The sequence below is a fragment of the Agrobacterium sp. MA01 genome (assembly GCF_009650195.1).
GTDB lineage: Bacteria > Pseudomonadota > Alphaproteobacteria > Rhizobiales > Rhizobiaceae > Allorhizobium.
Genome location: NZ_CP045854.1, coordinates 481,690 through 498,190 on the forward strand (window position 1 = coordinate 481,690; position 16,501 = coordinate 498,190).

At 59.3% G+C, this 16,501-nt stretch carries 14 protein-coding genes; 10 read left to right on the forward strand and 4 right to left on the reverse strand.

Going from position 1 to position 16,501, the window contains the following annotated elements; all coding sequences use genetic code 11:
- The first annotated feature begins 16 nt into the window (after nt 1-16).
- From GH983_RS02220 to GH983_RS02240, 5 genes are all read left to right on the forward strand, one after another.
- The gene (locus tag GH983_RS02220) at nt 17-1,744 is read left to right on the forward strand and encodes a glycerol-3-phosphate dehydrogenase/oxidase (protein WP_153761492.1); all 1,728 of its coding nucleotides are present in this window, start codon (nt 17-19) and stop codon (nt 1,742-1,744) included.
- A complete protein-coding gene (locus tag GH983_RS02225) occupies nt 1,744-2,586 on the forward strand; it encodes a class I fructose-bisphosphate aldolase (protein WP_153763527.1) in 843 nt (280 codons plus the stop codon). The genes GH983_RS02220 and GH983_RS02225 overlap by 1 nt, the downstream gene beginning before the upstream one ends.
- A complete protein-coding gene (locus GH983_RS02230) occupies nt 2,579-4,078 on the forward strand; it encodes an FGGY-family carbohydrate kinase (protein WP_194842770.1) in 1,500 nt (499 codons plus the stop codon). Before GH983_RS02225 ends, GH983_RS02230 begins: the two co-directional genes overlap by 8 nt.
- Nucleotides 4,079-4,137: 59 nt before the next feature.
- Nucleotides 4,138-5,772, forward strand: a complete 1,635-nt coding sequence (locus tag GH983_RS02235; protein ID WP_153761493.1) for a GMC family oxidoreductase — start codon at nt 4,138-4,140, stop codon at nt 5,770-5,772.
- Between the two features lie 360 nt (nt 5,773-6,132).
- The gene (locus tag GH983_RS02240; protein WP_153761494.1) at nt 6,133-6,279 is read left to right on the forward strand and encodes a hypothetical protein; all 147 of its coding nucleotides are present in this window, start codon (nt 6,133-6,135) and stop codon (nt 6,277-6,279) included.
- A 217-nt stretch (nt 6,280-6,496) separates the two neighbouring features.
- Here the strand turns inward: GH983_RS02240 and GH983_RS02245 are convergent, their stop codons facing one another.
- Entirely contained in the window at nt 6,497-7,063 is a 567-nt protein-coding gene (locus GH983_RS02245; RefSeq protein WP_069042159.1) for a carboxymuconolactone decarboxylase family protein, read from the reverse strand.
- Between the two features lie 160 nt (nt 7,064-7,223).
- Here GH983_RS02245 and GH983_RS02250 point away from each other — a divergent pair, with 160 nt between their 5' ends.
- Nucleotides 7,224-7,781: a TetR/AcrR family transcriptional regulator gene (locus tag GH983_RS02250; RefSeq protein WP_194842771.1), complete on the forward strand. Its 558-nt coding sequence runs from the start codon at nt 7,224-7,226 to the stop codon at nt 7,779-7,781.
- Between the two features lie 301 nt (nt 7,782-8,082).
- Here the strand turns inward: GH983_RS02250 and GH983_RS02255 are convergent, their stop codons facing one another.
- Nucleotides 8,083-8,631 (reverse strand): RNA polymerase sigma factor, encoded by a 549-nt coding sequence (locus GH983_RS02255; protein ID WP_083229728.1) that lies wholly within the window; start codon nt 8,629-8,631, stop codon nt 8,083-8,085.
- Between the two features lie 203 nt (nt 8,632-8,834).
- On the opposite strand from GH983_RS02255, the gene GH983_RS02260 reads away from it, so the two are divergent.
- Complete coding sequence (locus GH983_RS02260; RefSeq protein ID WP_083229609.1) at nt 8,835-9,659, forward strand: DUF547 domain-containing protein; 825 nt, start codon at nt 8,835-8,837, stop codon at nt 9,657-9,659.
- A complete protein-coding gene (locus GH983_RS02265; protein ID WP_054148682.1) occupies nt 9,652-9,843 on the forward strand; it encodes a hypothetical protein in 192 nt (63 codons plus the stop codon). The genes GH983_RS02260 and GH983_RS02265 overlap by 8 nt, the downstream gene beginning before the upstream one ends.
- 386 nt (nt 9,844-10,229) lie before the next feature.
- On the opposite strand, the gene GH983_RS02270 is transcribed toward GH983_RS02265, so the two are convergent.
- Nucleotides 10,230-10,709, reverse strand: coding sequence for a cupin domain-containing protein (locus tag GH983_RS02270; protein ID WP_069042155.1), 480 nt, complete (start codon nt 10,707-10,709; stop codon nt 10,230-10,232).
- A 277-nt stretch (nt 10,710-10,986) separates the two neighbouring features.
- On the opposite strand from GH983_RS02270, the gene GH983_RS02275 reads away from it, so the two are divergent.
- Nucleotides 10,987-11,217: a hypothetical protein gene (locus GH983_RS02275; protein ID WP_069042154.1), complete on the forward strand. Its 231-nt coding sequence runs from the start codon at nt 10,987-10,989 to the stop codon at nt 11,215-11,217.
- Between the two features lie 52 nt (nt 11,218-11,269).
- Here the strand turns inward: GH983_RS02275 and GH983_RS02280 are convergent, their stop codons facing one another.
- Nucleotides 11,270-15,610, reverse strand: coding sequence for a CheR family methyltransferase (locus GH983_RS02280; RefSeq protein ID WP_083229727.1), 4,341 nt, complete (start codon nt 15,608-15,610; stop codon nt 11,270-11,272).
- 280 nt (nt 15,611-15,890) lie between these two features.
- Here GH983_RS02280 and GH983_RS02285 point away from each other — a divergent pair, with 280 nt between their 5' ends.
- Entirely contained in the window at nt 15,891-16,499 is a 609-nt protein-coding gene (locus tag GH983_RS02285; protein ID WP_083229608.1) for a ferritin-like domain-containing protein, read from the forward strand.
- The last annotated feature ends 2 nt before the right edge of the window (nt 16,500-16,501 follow it).

Sequence of the window (16,501 nt, forward strand, 5' to 3'; positions counted from 1 at the left end):
AGCGAACGGTACTTCCATGTCCACATTCCGCGAGGACGCGCACAGGCGAATTCGACAGGACGGCGATTTCGACGTCGTCGTGGTCGGCGGCGGCATCAATGGTATCGCCGCCTATCGCGATCTGGCGCTGCAGGGATTGCGCGTGCTTCTGGTCGAGCGGGACGACTTCGCATCCGGCTGTAGTGCCGCCCCCTCGCGCATGATCCATGGTGGCCTGCGTTATCTCGAAAATGGCGAATTCAATCTCGTCCGGGAATCCTTGGCCGAGCGTGATGCACTGCTTCGGCTCGCTCCCCACATGGTTCATCCCCTGCCGACGACGATCCCGATCCACTCGGTCTTCAGCGGCTTCTTCAACGCGGCTGCGACCTTCTTCGGCTCGGCCGGCAAACCGTCGAGCCGCGGCGCGCTCGCGATCAAGGCGGGCCTCTCGCTCTATGATTTTGTCACCCGCAAGAACCGGCTTCTCCCGCGCCACCAGTTCCGCAATGCCCGCAGTACCCGGGCCCTCTGGCCGGCCTTGACGTCTCAGGTCCGCTATTCCGCGACCTATTACGACGCCTGGATCAGCCAGCCGGAACGCCTGGCGCTCGAACTCGTCCTCGACACGCGAAGCGATGCGCCCCAGGCAATCGCGCTGAACTACGCGAAACTCTTGCGGATCGGCGACAGCTACCAGCTCTCGGCAGAAGGTTCGAACGAACTCATCGTCGTGCGTCCCCGCATGATCGTCAACGCCACAGGCGCTTGGATCGACCAGACGATTACGGCGCTCAGTGACGGTGCAGCACCAGCCGAGAAGACGGTGACCGGCACCAAGGGCTCACATCTCATCCTCGCGAACGACGCGCTCTACCAGGCCCTGAACGGCCACATGATCTTTTTCGAGAACACCGACAACAGGGTCTGCATCCTCTTTCCCTATATGGGCCGCGTGCTGGCCGGATCGACGGATATCAAGGTCGACAAGCCGGGCCGGACGCGCTGCGAGCCTGAGGAACGCGACTATATTCTCGCTGCGATCCGCACCGTCTTTCCGGATCTCGCCATCTCTCCATCCGATATCGTCTTCAGCTTCAGCGGCATCCGTCCGCTGCCGCGCAGCGATGCGGAATTCACGGGCAAGATCTCGCGCAGCCATGTCATTCATCGTGTCGAGAGCGACCCGCCACAGCTCTGCATGGTCGGCGGCAAGTGGACGACCTTCCGCGCCTTTGGTGAACAGGTGACCGACGAGGTGCTCGCCTTCCTCGGCCGTCCCCGCATCGCGACGACCGCCGACCGCCCGATCGGTGGCGGCCGGAACTACCCGGCGGATGGCGAGCGGTTGTCGGCTCTGCTCTCCCGCGAGTTTCCGATCGGCAAGGCCCGCGCCGATCACCTGGCATCCACCTATGGATCGCGCGCCTTCGATCTCATGGCCTTCTGCGACGGACACCCGGACGACGTTCCCTTGTCCTCCACAAGTGTGATGACGCTCGCCGAAATCCTCTGGCTCATCCGGGGCGAAGACGTTCACCACCTGGCCGACATCGTGCTCCGTCGCACGAGCCTTGCGATCACCGGCCAGATCGATCTCGAAATTCTCGACACCCTGCTGACCGTCATGGCCCGCGAGCTTGCCTGGTCGGGCGAGCAGATGTTGGCGGAGCGGCGGCAACTCATCGATGAACTCGGGACCTACTACGGGGTCTCGGTCGCAATGCTTCAGGACAGATGCAAGGAAAAGGACAAGGCGTCATGATGCGAATTTCCAAGAAGGCACGAATGAACAGGCTGTTTCGTCAGGGCGGCTGCCTTGACGTCGCCATCGATCACGGTGTCTGCAACGAGCCGAGCTTCCTGATCGGCCTGGAGGACATGGCAGGCGTGGTGGACAAACTCGTCGAAGCAGGTCCCGATGCCATCCAGATGGCCTATGGCCAGGCCGATCTGCTGCAGGCAAGACCCGAACGTGACAAGCCGGCTCTGGTGATGCGCATCGACATGGGCAATCCCTACAATTCCACCCGCCACCGCAGCATGTGGTCGCAACTGCAGAACCATGACGAACCGATCATCGGCGCGCTGGAAATGGATGCGGCCTGCGTCGTCGTCAATCTGTTCATGCTGCCGGACGAGCCGGAACTCTTTCGCCAATGCGTCGAAAACATCTCCCGCGTCCGCGCCGATTGCCATCGTTATGGCATGCCGCTGATGATCGAGCCCTTGGTGATGCTGCCCAATGATATCAGGGGCGGCTATCAGGTGGACGGCGACGCCGAGAAGATCGTCACGCTGGTCCGTCTGGCCTCCGAGATGGGCGCCGACATCATCAAGGCCGATCCGACCAGCGATCCCGAGGACTTCCACAAGGTCATCGAAGCGGCGCGCTGCCCGGTTCTGGTCCGTGGCGGCGGTCGCGAAGATCTGCGCGTCGTGCTGGCGAAATCAGCGGCCCTGATGGCTCAAGGCGCAAACGGGATGGTCTATGGACGCAACATCTATCAGCATGACAATCCGAAGGCGGTCGTGAAGGCGCTGATGGCGATCATCCACCAGCGCGCCAGCGGCGAAGAAGCATGGGACATTTATAACCGTGGCTGAGAAAAACTACATTTTGGGCGTCGATGTCGGAAACACGGTCATCAAGGCCGTACTTTTCGACACGGAGGGCCACCAGATCGCACACTGCGCCATCGACGGCCAGTCGAGCTTCCCCGAGCCAGGCCATGTCGAGCGTGATCTCTCCGAACTCTGGGAAAACGGCTGCGCGGCGATCCGCGAAGTGATTTCCACGTCCGGTGTCGATCCCACGCGCATCCTCGGCCTTGGATGTGCCGGCCATGGCAACGGCCTCTATCTGCTCGATCGGTCCTATCAGCCGCTGAAAGGCATACAGTCGCTGGACAGCCGGGCAGCCGATATCGCCGCAGAACTCGACCGCGAAAACGGTGACGCTCTCCAGGCGCGCTGTCTGCAGCGCCCCTGGCCATCGCAGACCCCGAGCCTGCTCGCCTGGATCAAGCGCCACGCGCCGGAGACATATGCCAGGATCGGCGCTGTCCTGTTCTGCAAGGACTACATCAACTTCCGCCTGACAGAACGCCTGGCCAACGATATCTCCGACCTCAGCGGTGCGGGGCTCCTTGCCATGCCGGAGGGCGAACTCGACGCTGATTTGCTTGGCCTCTACCATCTTGAGGATGCCCTGCCGTTCTTCCCCGAACGCGTGCAGTCCGCAGATATTGTCGGTCGGGTCACCGCAGCGGCCGCCAAGGCAACGGGTCTGGCGGAAGGCACGCCTGTGATCGGTGGTTATTTCGACGTCGTCTCAAGCGCCATGGGCTCGGGCGTCATCCATGCCGGTGAAGCCTCCGTCATCGCGGGGACCTGGAGCATCAACCAGGTCTTTGCCGATGAGCCCGTCATCAGCCCCGACGTCTTCATGGTCACGACCTTCGGGCAGGGGCGATACGTCAACATTGAATCCAGCGCGACATCGGCCGCCAATCTCGAATGGTATGTGCATCGCATGCGCGGCGACCATGGCGGCGAGGCCTTCGATCGCTGCAACGAAGAGGTCGGCAAGGTCGTGGCCCGCGCCGACGACCCCTTCTTCCATCCCTTCATCTTCGGCTCGCGCCTCGGCGCCGAGTTTCGCGGCGGCTTCTATGGGCTGGCCGGGTGGCATGGTGAAGGCCACATGATCCGGGCGCTCTTCGAAGGCGTCTGCTTCGAACATCGACGGCATATCGAAGTGCTGCGCAATGCCGGTCTGGCCGTCGACCGCGCAGTCATGTCCGGCGGCGGCTCGCGCAGCCCCCATTGGCCGCAGATGATGGCCGATGTCCTGGAGATCCCGCTCACCGTGGCAGAGGCCCAGGAGACGGGTGCTCTCGGGGCTGCAATCGGTGCCACGGTCGCGATCGGCCTTTATGCCTCCTACGAAGAGGCCGTTGCCGCCATGACCCGCTCTGCCAGAGACTTCCAGCCGAATACGGAACGGACGGAGCATTTTCGCAGGCGATACGGGCTCTACACGGCCCTGACCGACCAGATGCGGGACTTCTGGAGCGCACTCCGCCTGAAGCCCTAGGCCGGCTAAAGACCACAGACGAACAGAGGCGATCCTGATCGCCAACGAAAGGACAGACCATGCCGGACACGATACGGCTCGATGGCGACTATGACTATGTCATCGTCGGGGCAGGGACGGCAGGCTGCGTGCTCGCCGCCCGCCTGACGGAGGATCCGAAGATCCGCGTGCTGCTCCTGGAGGCCGGAGGCTCTGACCGCTATCACTGGGTACAGATCCCCGTCGGCTATCTCTACTGCATCGGCAATCCGCGCACTGACTGGATGATGCGCACCGCATCCGAACCCGGGCTCAACGGCCGTAGCCTCGCCTATCCGCGGGGCAAGGTGCTCGGCGGCTGCACGTCGGTCAATGGCATGATCTACATGCGCGGCCAGGCGGCCGATTACGACGGCTGGCGTGACCTCGGCAATCCCGGCTGGGGATGGTCGGATGTGCTGCCCTATTTCCTGAAGTCCGAGGACTATCACGGGCCGTCAGGAGACATGCATGCAAAGGGTGGCGCCTGGAAGGTCAGCCGCCAGCGCCTGAAATGGGATATCCTCGAGGCCGTCCAGGAAGGGGCTCGTGAATTCGGCATCGAACCGCGCGCCGACTTCAACGATGGTGACAACGAAGGGTCCGGCTTCTTCGACGTCAACCAGTACAAGGGTGTCCGCTGGAACACGGCCCGCGGCTTTCTGAGGCCGGCCCTCAAACGCCCCAATCTACGCCTGGTCCAGCATGCGCTGGTCGAACGCCTCACCTTCGAGGGCAAACGCGTGACCGGCGTCCAGTATCGCACGCTGGGAGGCTCGTTCTCCGCGAAAGCCGCAGGCGAAGTAATCCTCGCCGCCGGCGCGATCAACTCGCCGAAGCTGCTTGAACTCTCCGGCATCGGCGATCCCGCCCGCCTTTGGTCGCTCGGCATCGATGTGATCATGGCGAAACCTGCCGTCGGCACAAACCTGCAGGATCATCTGCAGATCCGCACGGTCTTCAAGGTAAAAAACGTGGTGACGCTAAACCAGCTTGCCAATTCCTGGCGCGGCAAGATGAAGATCGCTGCCGAATATGCCCTTTACCGCTCGGGTCCCATGTCGATGGCACCCAGCCAGTTCGGCATGTTCACCCGGTCCAGCCCGGAAGAGGATCGGCCCGACATCGAGTATCACATCCAGCCGCTCTCCACCGACAAGCTCGGCGATCCGCTGCACCCGTTTCCGGCGATCACCGTCTCGGTCTGCCAGTTGCGCCCGACCAGCGCCGGCACATGCCACATAACCTCGCCCGATCCGGCCCTGCAGCCGGAGATCCGTCCGAACTACCTCTCGACCGACCAGGACCGTTCCGTCGCGATCGCTGCCATCCGCCAGGCAAGACAGGTGATGTCGGCTGCAGCCCTTCGCCCCTTCCAACCCGAGGAGATCCTGCCGGGCCTTGAGTTCCAGGACGACGAAGCCCTGCTGCAAAAGGCCGGCGACATCGCCACCACCATCTTTCACCCCGTCGGAACCTGTAGAATGGGTCCGGATCCTGATGCCGTGGTCGACCCCTCGCTAAGAGTGACCGGCATTCGGGGCCTGCGCGTCGTCGATGCCTCCATCATGCCCAGCATCGTCTCGGGCAATACCGCCTCACCGGTGGTGATGATCGCCGAGAAAGCGGCCGACCTGATCCGGCAGGACCGGATGGGGGGTGAACCAGCTCAGTGAGGTCTATTACCATTCGGGCGCCGACTAAGGTCCCCAGCCGATTTTGCGAGACCCGTTTTAAGCATGACGGCTGGCCCGAAGAACAGCAGCCAGAATTGCTTAAGTTCTTGAGAAGGCGTCCCTTTCTTCTGTGATAAACGGACGCTGATTTTCAGCGGAAAACCGACCTACAATGGCCTGCCTGAAGAACCTAAATTCTCGCCTCATTTCAAAGGCTTGGAAAAATTACCTTTGATTTCCCTCTGTTTTTCCGCCGAGAACGACCGTGGATGCCATCTTTGTGCTCTGGCTTTGGGCTGACGTCAATATGGCGGGAAAGCAGCAATTATTTCCGCTCGGGAGCGCCAAGACGGAGGGGAGGTGAGCATTTTCGTCGAGCAGCTAAGCGCCTTCAACTCGGCCTTAGAAGTGGTCATTTATCGTTCTGAAAGTGGACATTGGGCGCGGGTAGATTTTGTCGCCTTTGCGCCAGAAGGCGGCATCAACCGCTTTGAAGTTGGAGGGTAAAAATGGTGCACAACCGGCCATCTGCGGGCAATACCCAGATGCCGCTTGGTGCATGCATTTAAGTAGAAGCCATAAACTCGGGTAATCGAAAGCCTACCTTCGCTTCAGGCTAGACAATATATCATCCAGTGCCGATCTCGAGCGCCCCGTTTTCAATGGCTGTCTCTAGAGGTCGCCCCTATTCGGGCGCACCTCAATTGTTCTTTGCCATGCCGTATCAATCCACCGAATAAGGCGCAAATACCGGATCGACCGTAGTTCCTGCCAGGTGGTTGACGTAGTTGGAAAACGTTTTTGCAGCGATCGCCAATACGATGCCTAGGATGTGCTGTTCGGTGTAGCCAGCCTGGATAAATGCATCGACCGCCGCTTTTCCAGGATTGCCACGCGAGATGACCATGACTTCGGTGAAAGCTGCGACAGCCTGAAGTCCGGCATCCGGCAATTCTTTTCCGGATCTGAGCGCGGCAAGAGATGCTGCAGGTACGCCCGACTTCTTGTCGGCAATCATTGAATGTGCGGCCATGCAGTAGGTGCAGCCATTAACGCGGCTGATGGTGAGAAACACAGTTTCCTGTTCAGCAGGTGTAAAGCCGGACTGGTTGCGAAAGGCGTCATAGCTCGACATGTAGTTGGCGAGGACCGGCGGTAATTTCGCCATGTAGCCATACATATTGGGCACGAAGCCGAGTTTTGACTTTGCCGTCGCCAACAAGGCATGCGCCTCGCCCGTGGATGCTTCTAGTGTTTCGGGGTGCATATCGAGAAGAGGGGTGCGGGTCATAAAGCCTCCTTAATTTCAGAACAGTCATTCTTTAAATTGAATTTCGAGGAATGAACAGTTATTTTAGAACGATCAGTCCAGAATTAGGTGATCAATGGCAGCCACCACCCCAACAACCCGTCAGCGGGGCCGTCCCAGCGGCTTTGATCGGGAGACTGCGTTGGAAGCAGCGATGAGGTCTTTCTGGGCAGAAGGATACGAAGCGGCTTCGATCGACAGGCTGTGTCGGGCGATGAACATGCCTCGCGCCAGCCTCTATCAGCTCTTTGGGGACAAACAGGGCCTGTTTCTGTCTGCGCTCGGCCGCTACGGCGAGACGCGCGTGTCGCATGTTATTGCTGCGCTGGGACCGAAGGGCACGCTTGCTGAGGATTTGTCTGCCTTCTTCGATGAGGTCATTTATCTTGCCTCATCGGATCGTGAGACACCAGGTTGCCTGATCTCCTGCGTCCTGGCGGAAGCAGCGGGAACCAACCCGGTCTTCACGGTAGAGCTCGACCGTCGTTTCGTGGCGATGGAAAAGCAAATAGAGGCACGCCTTCAATTGGCCCCGTGGCCCGCTAACGCCAAGATCACGCCTGGGGCTGTAGCAGGAATGATTGCGTCCGTGGCCCGCGGGATGACGCTCAAGGCGCGCTCTGGCCAGACAGCCGATGAGCTCAAACCTGTCGCCCAAGCGGCAGTCACCGCTGTGACGAGCCTAAGCGCCGCTCCATAAGGAACTGGCGAACTTGTTTGGCGACCTGAACACGCCTGCGAGAAACATCTGGCGACGTTTTTGCTTCCTCCTGTGTAACAGATTGAATGCTCGATAGTCCTTCGTGCAGCAGGCCTGTTGGGCCGAAGTTTCGCAAGGAGCCCGGGTGGCATCGACCGATCAAAACTCCGCCCGGTCCAATCGTCTTTGGTCGCGACCAAAACGGTTGAACCGCAATCGGATTGCCATTGGGGCAGGATATGCGGACCTAGTCTCGGCCTGCATTGCGCCGATACTGGAGCGCACCACGCCAAGCGCCATGTCAGAGATCCTTGTTGAGCCGATCGAGGACGTTTCGCACGTTCACACGAGCCCGGTGGAGAAGCACGCGCATGTTGCCCTCGCTCATGCCGAGAAGAGTGCAGACCTCCTTGGCCTCGAGTTCCTGCTGGCTGCGGAGGATCAGGACCGCGCGCTGCGCCGGCGGGAGCGCCTCGATGGCCGCTTCGACGTGCTGAAGGACGCTGCGGCCCTCAACATGTCTGTCCGGCGTCAACTCATCCCAGAGCTCGGGAATGTCGCGCCAGCGACCGCGCCCGTCAAAGGCATCTGCAAGGCCGTTGCCATCACCGGCATCGTCGAAGAAGACGATGCGGCCCTCACGCTTCGCAACGGTTCGGGCTTTATTGACGAGAATGGCGTAGATCCAGCTTGCCAGAGAGCTTCGTCCTTCGAAGAGATCGATCCGTCCGAGGACCGAGACCCAGGTATCCTGGACGACTTCTTCGGCCACATGACGGCTTCTGACGATGCCAGTCGCAAAACGGATCATCGGGGCATTGTGCAGCCGAAACAGTCGCTGAAAAGCCATCCGATCGCCTACGACCAGCCGCGGAAGCAAGATCGCGTCATCACACTCGTTATCTTCCACAGCCCCTCCAGTCGATGTTGGCGAGGCATTAACAGAACAATCGTTCTGAAAGTCCAGCAAGATTCGCGAGCTTCAAGTCATCGTGACTCTGAATTCGGGGGCTTCTTGAGCAAAATCAGATTCACAACGAGAAGGACAAGAGCATGAAACCGATACACAGCCGACTATCTCGTCGCGCCATGCTTGGTCTGGCGGGTGCCGGCGTAATCGCTATGGGGGCACGGCCTGCCAGCGCCTCAGGCCTCGCAGCCTTCGCTCCAGCCGGAGCAGCGAGCCTCGACCACACTGCCTTCGATCAATTGCTTCAGCGCCATGTCAAACCCGACAAGAGCCGCTACAACCGAGTCGACTACAAGTCGCTTGGGAGAGATGGGGCGGCGGTTCTCAAATCCTACATTTCGGAACTGTCCAGCATCAACCCTGCGGGACTATCACGCAACGAGGGCCATGCGTTCTGGATCAATCTCTACAACGCCAAGACCCTCGAGGTGATTATCGACCATTATCCCGTCGCCTCGATAAGAGACATCAAGCTCGGCGGGGGTGGCCTGTTCAAAACAGGTCCCTGGTCGAGGAAGATCATGGTCGTCGGCGGGGTCGAGCTTTCGCTGGATGATGTCGAACACGAAATCGTTCGGGCTCTGTTCAAGGACCCGATGAGCCATTACGGCCTGAACTGCGCGTCATACTCATGCCCGAACCTGGCGGCGAGGGCTTACACTGGTGGCAATGTCGACGCTTTACTCGCTGAAAACGCCCGCGACTATGTCAACCATCCGCGTGGTGTCACAGTCTCGGATGACGAGATCACTGCATCGAAAATCTATTCCTGGTATGCCGACGACTTCGGCGGCAAGGGCGCGCTCAAGGCACACTGGAAATCCCTTGCCAGTGCCGATCTTGCGCAACGGATCGATACAGCCTCTGTCGGCTCCTTTGTCTATGATTGGTCACTCAACGATGTCTAACGGTTATGCCCATCTCGGCCAGGGCGTAGACAGCGTGCTGGTCGCTGCACAAGAAGCCGGACGCGAGGCACACATATCCAATCTGATCACCCGGGAAATCACGCTTGCTTTCTTTACGGTGGCCGAGATCGCGCTGATCCCCATCATCTTCAAGCAGATCCGTTCATGCAGAAGTGGCATTTGACCGCACATCGATTGTCCTGTGACCCATGTCCTAATTCGCAACTGGCGCATCATCGGGCATTGGGCTTGCAATTGTTCGCCTCCTTCACGCCCGGGCGATCACGTCATCGCGACAGGACGACGAAAGACCGCTGATCTTCCTGTTGGGTTCCCGGATGCGCTGAAAGACACGCTGGGAAGGCTGGGCATTACGTTCATACCAGAAGCACGCGGAGCTGGTGCTGGGATCCGCCTCAAATTCAGCAGGAAACAAAGTGCCGTAATATCGTCATGGGAGACCGAGGGCGGCGAGACGGCCGAAGACAGCCTTCCCTGATGTTTCCAACAGCAATTGCGCAATAGAACGCTGGTCAGGGAAGGCCGCCTCAGCGTGCCGCTTCGATCAGATCACCCCTGTTGATCCGGTCGGTGATCTGGCTGCACCGACCATAGGGCCGGTTCATCGTCTTTGTCTGCTTCTGCTGTCGCCGCCGTTGCCTGCACCTTGTCGGGCTTGTGGTGGGCCGGCGCGTAGATCGTATAGACCTGCATCGGCGTCGCCCCTGTATTGGTGATGTTGTGCCAGGTCCCTGCGGGAACGAGGACACACCAGCCATCCGAGACGTCCTTTTCGAACGTGAGCTTGTCTTTCGCATCTCCCATCTGCGCGCGACCGTTGCCTGCGTCGAGGCGGATGAACTGATCGGTTTGCGGATGCGCTTCAAGACCGATGTCGCCGCCGACGGGGATCGACATCAGCGTTACCTGGAGATAGCGGCCACTCCAGGCAACCGAACGATAATCGCTGTTGTCCTTCGATGCGCGCTCGATGTCGAACGATTGCGGCTTCGGACCGATGTCGTTGATCCTACCAGCGGTGCTGCCCATGATCGATCTCCTTAAGATTGCTCTGGCGAACCGGTGCGTCTGGCCTTTGCAGGCAGAGCCTGATTGCGTCGCAATATCGCGGCGTCTTTGGGTCGCGACTAGGGTCGGAAACTACCCAGGCTTGAGGGGGGCGGTCTGTATCGCCTCAAAAAGCAGGATCCGGGTTAAATGTGAAACTACCATGCACTCCCTAGGTAGTTTCCGATGCTTTCGCGCGTCTGGATGGCGGCTAGAATTTTTGATCACACGATTAGGCCGCGCTTGACCGGAGAGAATGATGAAAAAGATCGTTGGCATGCATGAAGCAAAGACATCAGCAGGTGAACCCGTCACACTCTACGAGATGGAAGACCTCGCAGAGCTGACGATGGCCTTGGAGCCGAGCGCGAACGACAACAGAGGCATTCGGACCATGGAATTGTCCGATGGTCGAAGGTTGAAGCTTGTCGGCCATGGCGAATATCTCGCGGAAGCGACAGGGGAGGCGTTCCTGCTCGACAGACGTTAGCGTCGCCTATGCAGGCAGGGTATGTGTATTGCCCGCAGCTTCCCTACGATGTTCACGGGCCAGCTTCGGACGCTGCCTGCGCCAGACGCGCAAGGGCCGGCAAAGACTTTGACTTTGTCTTCGACATGATCGAGGCGCGATGATTTTCGACCGTTCTCTGGCTTATGTTGAGATCAGCCGCGATGTTCTTGCTCGGATGTCCAGCCAGCACCATTTCCATGATCTGGCGCTGCCGTGCCGTCAGCGAGTTGATCTGCTGGACCGCCAACGCCGTCCGCGCAAGCGTTTCCGTTTGATCCCGTGACTGGGCGATCGTTGTGTCGATAATCTCCAGCAGGGCCGCTGGCTTGATGGGCTTCTCGATAAACTCCGAGGCGCCGGCTTTCATGGCGTCGACAGCCATCTGAACGTCGCTGTTGCCGGTGATCATGATCGCCCCGAGCTTTCGCCCGGACCGCTTGATGGTCTGCAGAAGCTCGACGCCCGTCATACCGGGAAGATAGGCATCGACAAGAAGACAACCCGGCTGTTCGGGATGAGAATGCGCGAGGAAGGCTTCACTGCTGTCATAGGGGACGGCGATCAAGCCATGCGCCTCGATCATCTGGCACAAGGATTTCCGCAGATCCTCGTCGTCGTCAACGACATAGACAAGCTGTTCGTCGACCACACTTGCCCGCGCGATGACATCTTCGGTCGCGTGTACGCCTGGCTGTTCGGGTGCCGGCCTCGATTCGAGCAGTCGCCTGATCAAGCTGGTCACAGCCTGCAGCGTGATCGGCTTGTTGAGGTGAATGACATTGGCGCTCGAGATGTGCGCCAAGGTCTTCGTTGAGATGTCGCCCGTCAGCACAATGGCCGGGACATTGGCCTTGCGGCTCTTCCTGATCTCGGCAACGACGTCAACGCCGTTCATTCCCCCCGGCAGATTGTAGTCCGTGAGGATCACGTCCGGCGTCGCGATGCCGGATGTCAGGTGGTTCAAGGCTGACGGGCCATCGGGCGTTGAAGTGACAGTATAGCCCTCATCGCTCAGCAGCTGCTTAAGCAGCATTCGAATCTCGGCATCGTCCTCGACAACAAGAATCCGGCCGGTTTTCAGGGGCTTGCTGACAATTGAGGGTGTCTCAACCGGCACGTTTGCGATGGGCGCGCTGTGATGACCGGCCAGGCGTTCGAGTGCGATTGCAAAGACCGATCCCTTCGATGGCCGTGACTTCACGCTGATCCGATGGCCGAGAAGATCACTCAGCCGTTGCACGATCGAGAGTCCGAGGCCGAGCCCCTTGCTGCGCTCGCGCGCATCATTGTCGATCTGGTGGTATTCGTCGAAGATCGCTTGCAGTTCGGCTTCGGGGATGCCTATCCCGGTATCCCATATTTCGATGCTGGCTATCGTGCCGCGCCGTCTGCATCCCAGCAACACCTTTCCCGTCTGCGTGTATTTGAAGGCATTGGCGATCAGATTGCGCAGGATCTGTTCCAGCAGAAGCGGGTCCGTGCGGACAAACAGACTGCTGTCCACCACTCGGAAATCGAGGCCCTGGGACTGGGCAACCAGGGTCAACTCGTTCCGCAGCGAGGTGAACAGCGCCTGCACGCCGAAATCCACAATGGCCGCCTTCACCACACCGGTTTCGATCTGGTTGATATCGAGAAGGTCGTTCAACATGCCCGACATGGAGCCAAGTGTGGTTTCAAATCTCGCCAGCAATTCACCCGATCGTTCATCATGGTTTCGACGAACCAGGAGGCCCTGCAGCAGGCTCAAGGTTTGCAAGGGCTGGCGCAGATCGTGGCTGGCCGCCGCGAGAAACCGGGATTTCGCAACATTGGCGATATCGGCTTGCCGCTTGGCCAGTCTCAATGCCTCGGAAGTGTTGCGTTGGTCCGTGACGTCGACAAAGGTGATGACCACGCCTTCAACGGCCTTGTCTTCGTTGAGATAGGGCATGATGCGCCGCAGATACCAGAGACCGCCGGATGCCTCTATCTTGCGCTCAAGCGGTTCCTGATCGCCAAGCACGGACTTTGCATCGGCAATCAGCGTCGTATCGACGGCGAGCGACCGCAGGTCGGCCAGAGGGCGACCAATGTCACCTGGGATGACATGAAACACGACCTTGGTGGCGGGCGTGAAGAAGCGGATGTTCAGGTCTACGTCCAGGAAGAGGGTTGCGACAGCGGTGCTGTAGAGAATATTCTGCAGGTCATTCGAGGTCGTTCGCTGCTTTTCCAGTGTCTCCTGCAACTGGCTGTTCAAGGCTGTCAGCTCTTCGTTCAGAGACTGCAGCTCCTCCTTCGAGGTCAGCAGTTCCTCGTTCGTTGACTGAAACTCCTCATTGAACGACAGGGCTTCCTCGTTGATTGCCTTCTGTTCCAGGCCCGACAGTTCGAGATTGCTGATTGCTCCATTCAGTTCGATGCGTGTGGCGACGAGTTCAGCCTCAAGTTCACGCACCCGTCCAAGGTCGGCCGTCTCGGGAATGCCGGATTGGGTTTTCGTTTGGACTTCGGGTTCATCGACAAAACAGAGCAGAAACAGGCTCTGACCCTCATGCTCGATCGGTTCCACCCGAACGCTGACGCGCCTGGGGCTGCCTTTCCCGTCATTTATCTCCCCCCCGCGCGCGACGATCGCGGTCTTCTGTTGCTGACAGCGCTGGATCGCCGAACGCAGCTTGGTGTGCAGCGTCTTTGGCGTCATGGCGAACAGATCGGTCGAGGGATAGCCGGGCGCGATTTCAAGATAGTTTCCGATGCGCCCCATCGTGAAAAGGCATTCGTTCTTCCTGTTGACCACGGCAACGGCCGGCGCATAGATCTCGAGTATCTTCCGGTTGCAGATGTCCGCGAGAGACGGGAAGCTGGCGCTGTTTGCCTTGGGAGTTGACCTTTGAGGCACATGAACGCCCGCAGACCCATTGAGCGAAAAGATCATGTCGCCCGGACGGCTTCGGCCAACATGGCGATAGATCCGGTCAGACTTGGAAATCGGTGTGAAACGACCTTCAGCACTGCCCGCTGTTTCCGTAGCGCCGAGAAGCAGGATGCCGCCTTCGCGCAGCGCAAAGTGAAAGTGAGAGATCGCCTTTGCCTGACCTTTGGGGTCCAGATAGATCAGGAGATTGCGGCAAGAGACCAGGTCGATGCGGGAAAACGGCGGATCGGATAGCACGTCCTGAACGGTGAAAACGATCATCGAACGGATATCCGGGTTCACGCGGTAGCCATTGTCCTCCTTGAGGAAGAACTGTGAAAGCCTCTCGGCATCGATGTCAGCCTTGACCGTTTCGGGGTAAAGCCCCTCTCTGGCCGTGGCCACTGCATCCTCATCGACGTCAGAGGCAAAGATCTGCAGTTTGAGGGGAGAGTTGCTGGCGGACAGCGCTTCGCGGAAGAGGATGGCGATCGAATAGGCCTCTTCGCCGCTGCTGCAGCCAGCGATCCAGATTCGCATGGGCTGATCGGAGGGATGCGCCTTCACGAGGTCGGGAATGACGGCATTTTCGAGAGTTTCAAAGACCGCGCGATCACGGAAGAAGCTGGTGACATTGATCAGCAGATCCTTGGCCAGATCGTCGCGCTCGCCCTTATCCTCTTCAATCAGCGCAAGATACTGATCCATGGCGTTAGGGGACAACCCCTTCATTCCCATTCGCCGCTCGACCCGGCGCTGCAGGGTGCCAGGTTTATAGGACGTGAAGTCGTGCGCCGTTTTTGAGCGAAGAACCTTGATGATGTCGAGCAGTGTCGCTGATGTTGTCGGAGACTGAGCCTCCATTGCGGGAACTGGTGCTTCTGCGAGATTTCGGCCGAATGCCGCGATCGCGTCTGGCATTTTCTCCAGGGTCAGGATCTTGTCGGCGAGATTGGTCGCCACGGCACTCCGGGGCATGCCGTCATGGCCGGCCTCCTCGGGCTCCTGGACGAAGACCATGCCGCCTTGTTGTTTGATCGCAGCAAGCCCGATGCTCCCGTCTGTGCCGGAGCCTGAAAGAATGATCGAGAGCGCGGATGTTCCTGCGTCCTCTGCAAGTGAAATCAACAGCGTATCGAACGGCAACCGCGCGCCATGCGGCGGATTGATTGTTGCCACCTGCAAGATGCCGTTCTTTACCGTCAGCACGGTGCCGGGCGCGATGACATAGACATGGTCACGCTCAAGGGCGATCTCGTTGCGCGCTTCCACCACGGTCATGGGCGTGTTGTCTGTCACGAGATCAACGAGGAGACTTTCGTGGTGCGGATCGAGATGCTGCACGAAAATGAAAGCCGCCCCACTTGGTACAGCGATGCCATCCAGAAGCTTGCGAAATGCGTCCAGGCCGCCTGCGGACGCACCGATGGCGACGACAGGAAACCGCTTTGGAGAAGCGCTCACGGTTTGCATCTCATCCGGAAGAGCGGGCGCCGGCGGTCCGTTGCCGCTGACTGTATCGGCAGCCTTCATGGTATCGATCCCTTCGTGCTCCTGGAAAGAAGCCGTTGCAAAGACCAATAATACCCCTATGGGGAGCATTCCAACCTGATCGATGTCAAAGACATGGTCACCTTTGCTCCGGTGGGTCAATGCGGCGCCGGCCGACTTGCCTGAATGAGTGTTTTCCGAGCCTCTGTTCAAAGGCTGGCATGAATTATGGTTCCGAAAACAGTCAGAAAGCCGGGGAGTTATGATCCCGCTGACTGATTTGCAGATGTTGCGTCCTGCGGCATCGCAATCGATGATGCCAGGAACTCATGCCATGCGCCCCACCCAGAACAGCTTGCCGGAGAACGTGCGCGCCCAGTCCACGTTCACCATCAATAATCATCTTGCCGCAGCGCTCGATCTTCATTCCCACATCAAGCAGGCGGAATGGAACGTGCAGGGCCCGAATTACGAGGGAATGCGGGTGATCTTGCGTTCAGCCGCCATGCTGGTGGCTGGACAGTGCGATGCACTTGCCGACAGAAGCGGGGCGCTTGGTGACATCGCTTTCGGCACCGTCAAACTCGTGGCCGCCCGCTCATTCCTGCCTGAATATCCCGTCCTGATCGCGGGGGAGCAGGAGCATGCATTTGCGGTCTCCAGGAGCATTGCCGCTTATGCCCACTCGATGCAGAAGGCGATCGCCTTTCTCAACGCGATAGGCGACCCGGTGACGGCTGGCCTGTTTGCAGGCATCACGGGCGACACCGAAAGGCAACTCTGGCTGTTCGAGCGGTTTCTCACGCCCCTGTCATTTCCGTCCCTGATCAACGCCGGGTCGGATGCGTGTCCGGTAAAAGCGATTGTTTGAAA

Coding starts and splice junctions, on each gene's coding strand:
- GH983_RS02220 (WP_153761492.1), top strand. CDS start 17: ATGTCCACATTCCGCGAGGACGCGCACAGGCGAATTCGACAGGACGGC.
- GH983_RS02225 (WP_153763527.1), top strand. CDS start 1,744: ATGCGAATTTCCAAGAAGGCACGAATGAACAGGCTGTTTCGTCAGGGC.
- GH983_RS02235 (WP_153761493.1), top strand. CDS start 4,138: ATGCCGGACACGATACGGCTCGATGGCGACTATGACTATGTCATCGTC.
- GH983_RS02245 (WP_069042159.1), bottom strand. CDS start 7,063: ATGACCCGCACCCCTCTTCTCGATATGCACCCCGAAACACTAGAAGCA.
- GH983_RS02255 (WP_083229728.1), bottom strand. CDS start 8,631: ATGGCTTTTCAGCGACTGTTTCGGCTGCACAATGCCCCGATGATCCGT.
- GH983_RS02260 (WP_083229609.1), top strand. CDS start 8,835: ATGAAACCGATACACAGCCGACTATCTCGTCGCGCCATGCTTGGTCTG.
- GH983_RS02265 (WP_054148682.1), top strand. CDS start 9,652: ATGTCTAACGGTTATGCCCATCTCGGCCAGGGCGTAGACAGCGTGCTG.
- GH983_RS02270 (WP_069042155.1), bottom strand. CDS start 10,709: ATGGGCAGCACCGCTGGTAGGATCAACGACATCGGTCCGAAGCCGCAA.
- GH983_RS02275 (WP_069042154.1), top strand. CDS start 10,987: ATGAAAAAGATCGTTGGCATGCATGAAGCAAAGACATCAGCAGGTGAA.
- GH983_RS02280 (WP_083229727.1), bottom strand. CDS start 15,610: ATGCAAACCGTGAGCGCTTCTCCAAAGCGGTTTCCTGTCGTCGCCATC.
- GH983_RS02285 (WP_083229608.1), top strand. CDS start 15,891: ATGATCCCGCTGACTGATTTGCAGATGTTGCGTCCTGCGGCATCGCAA.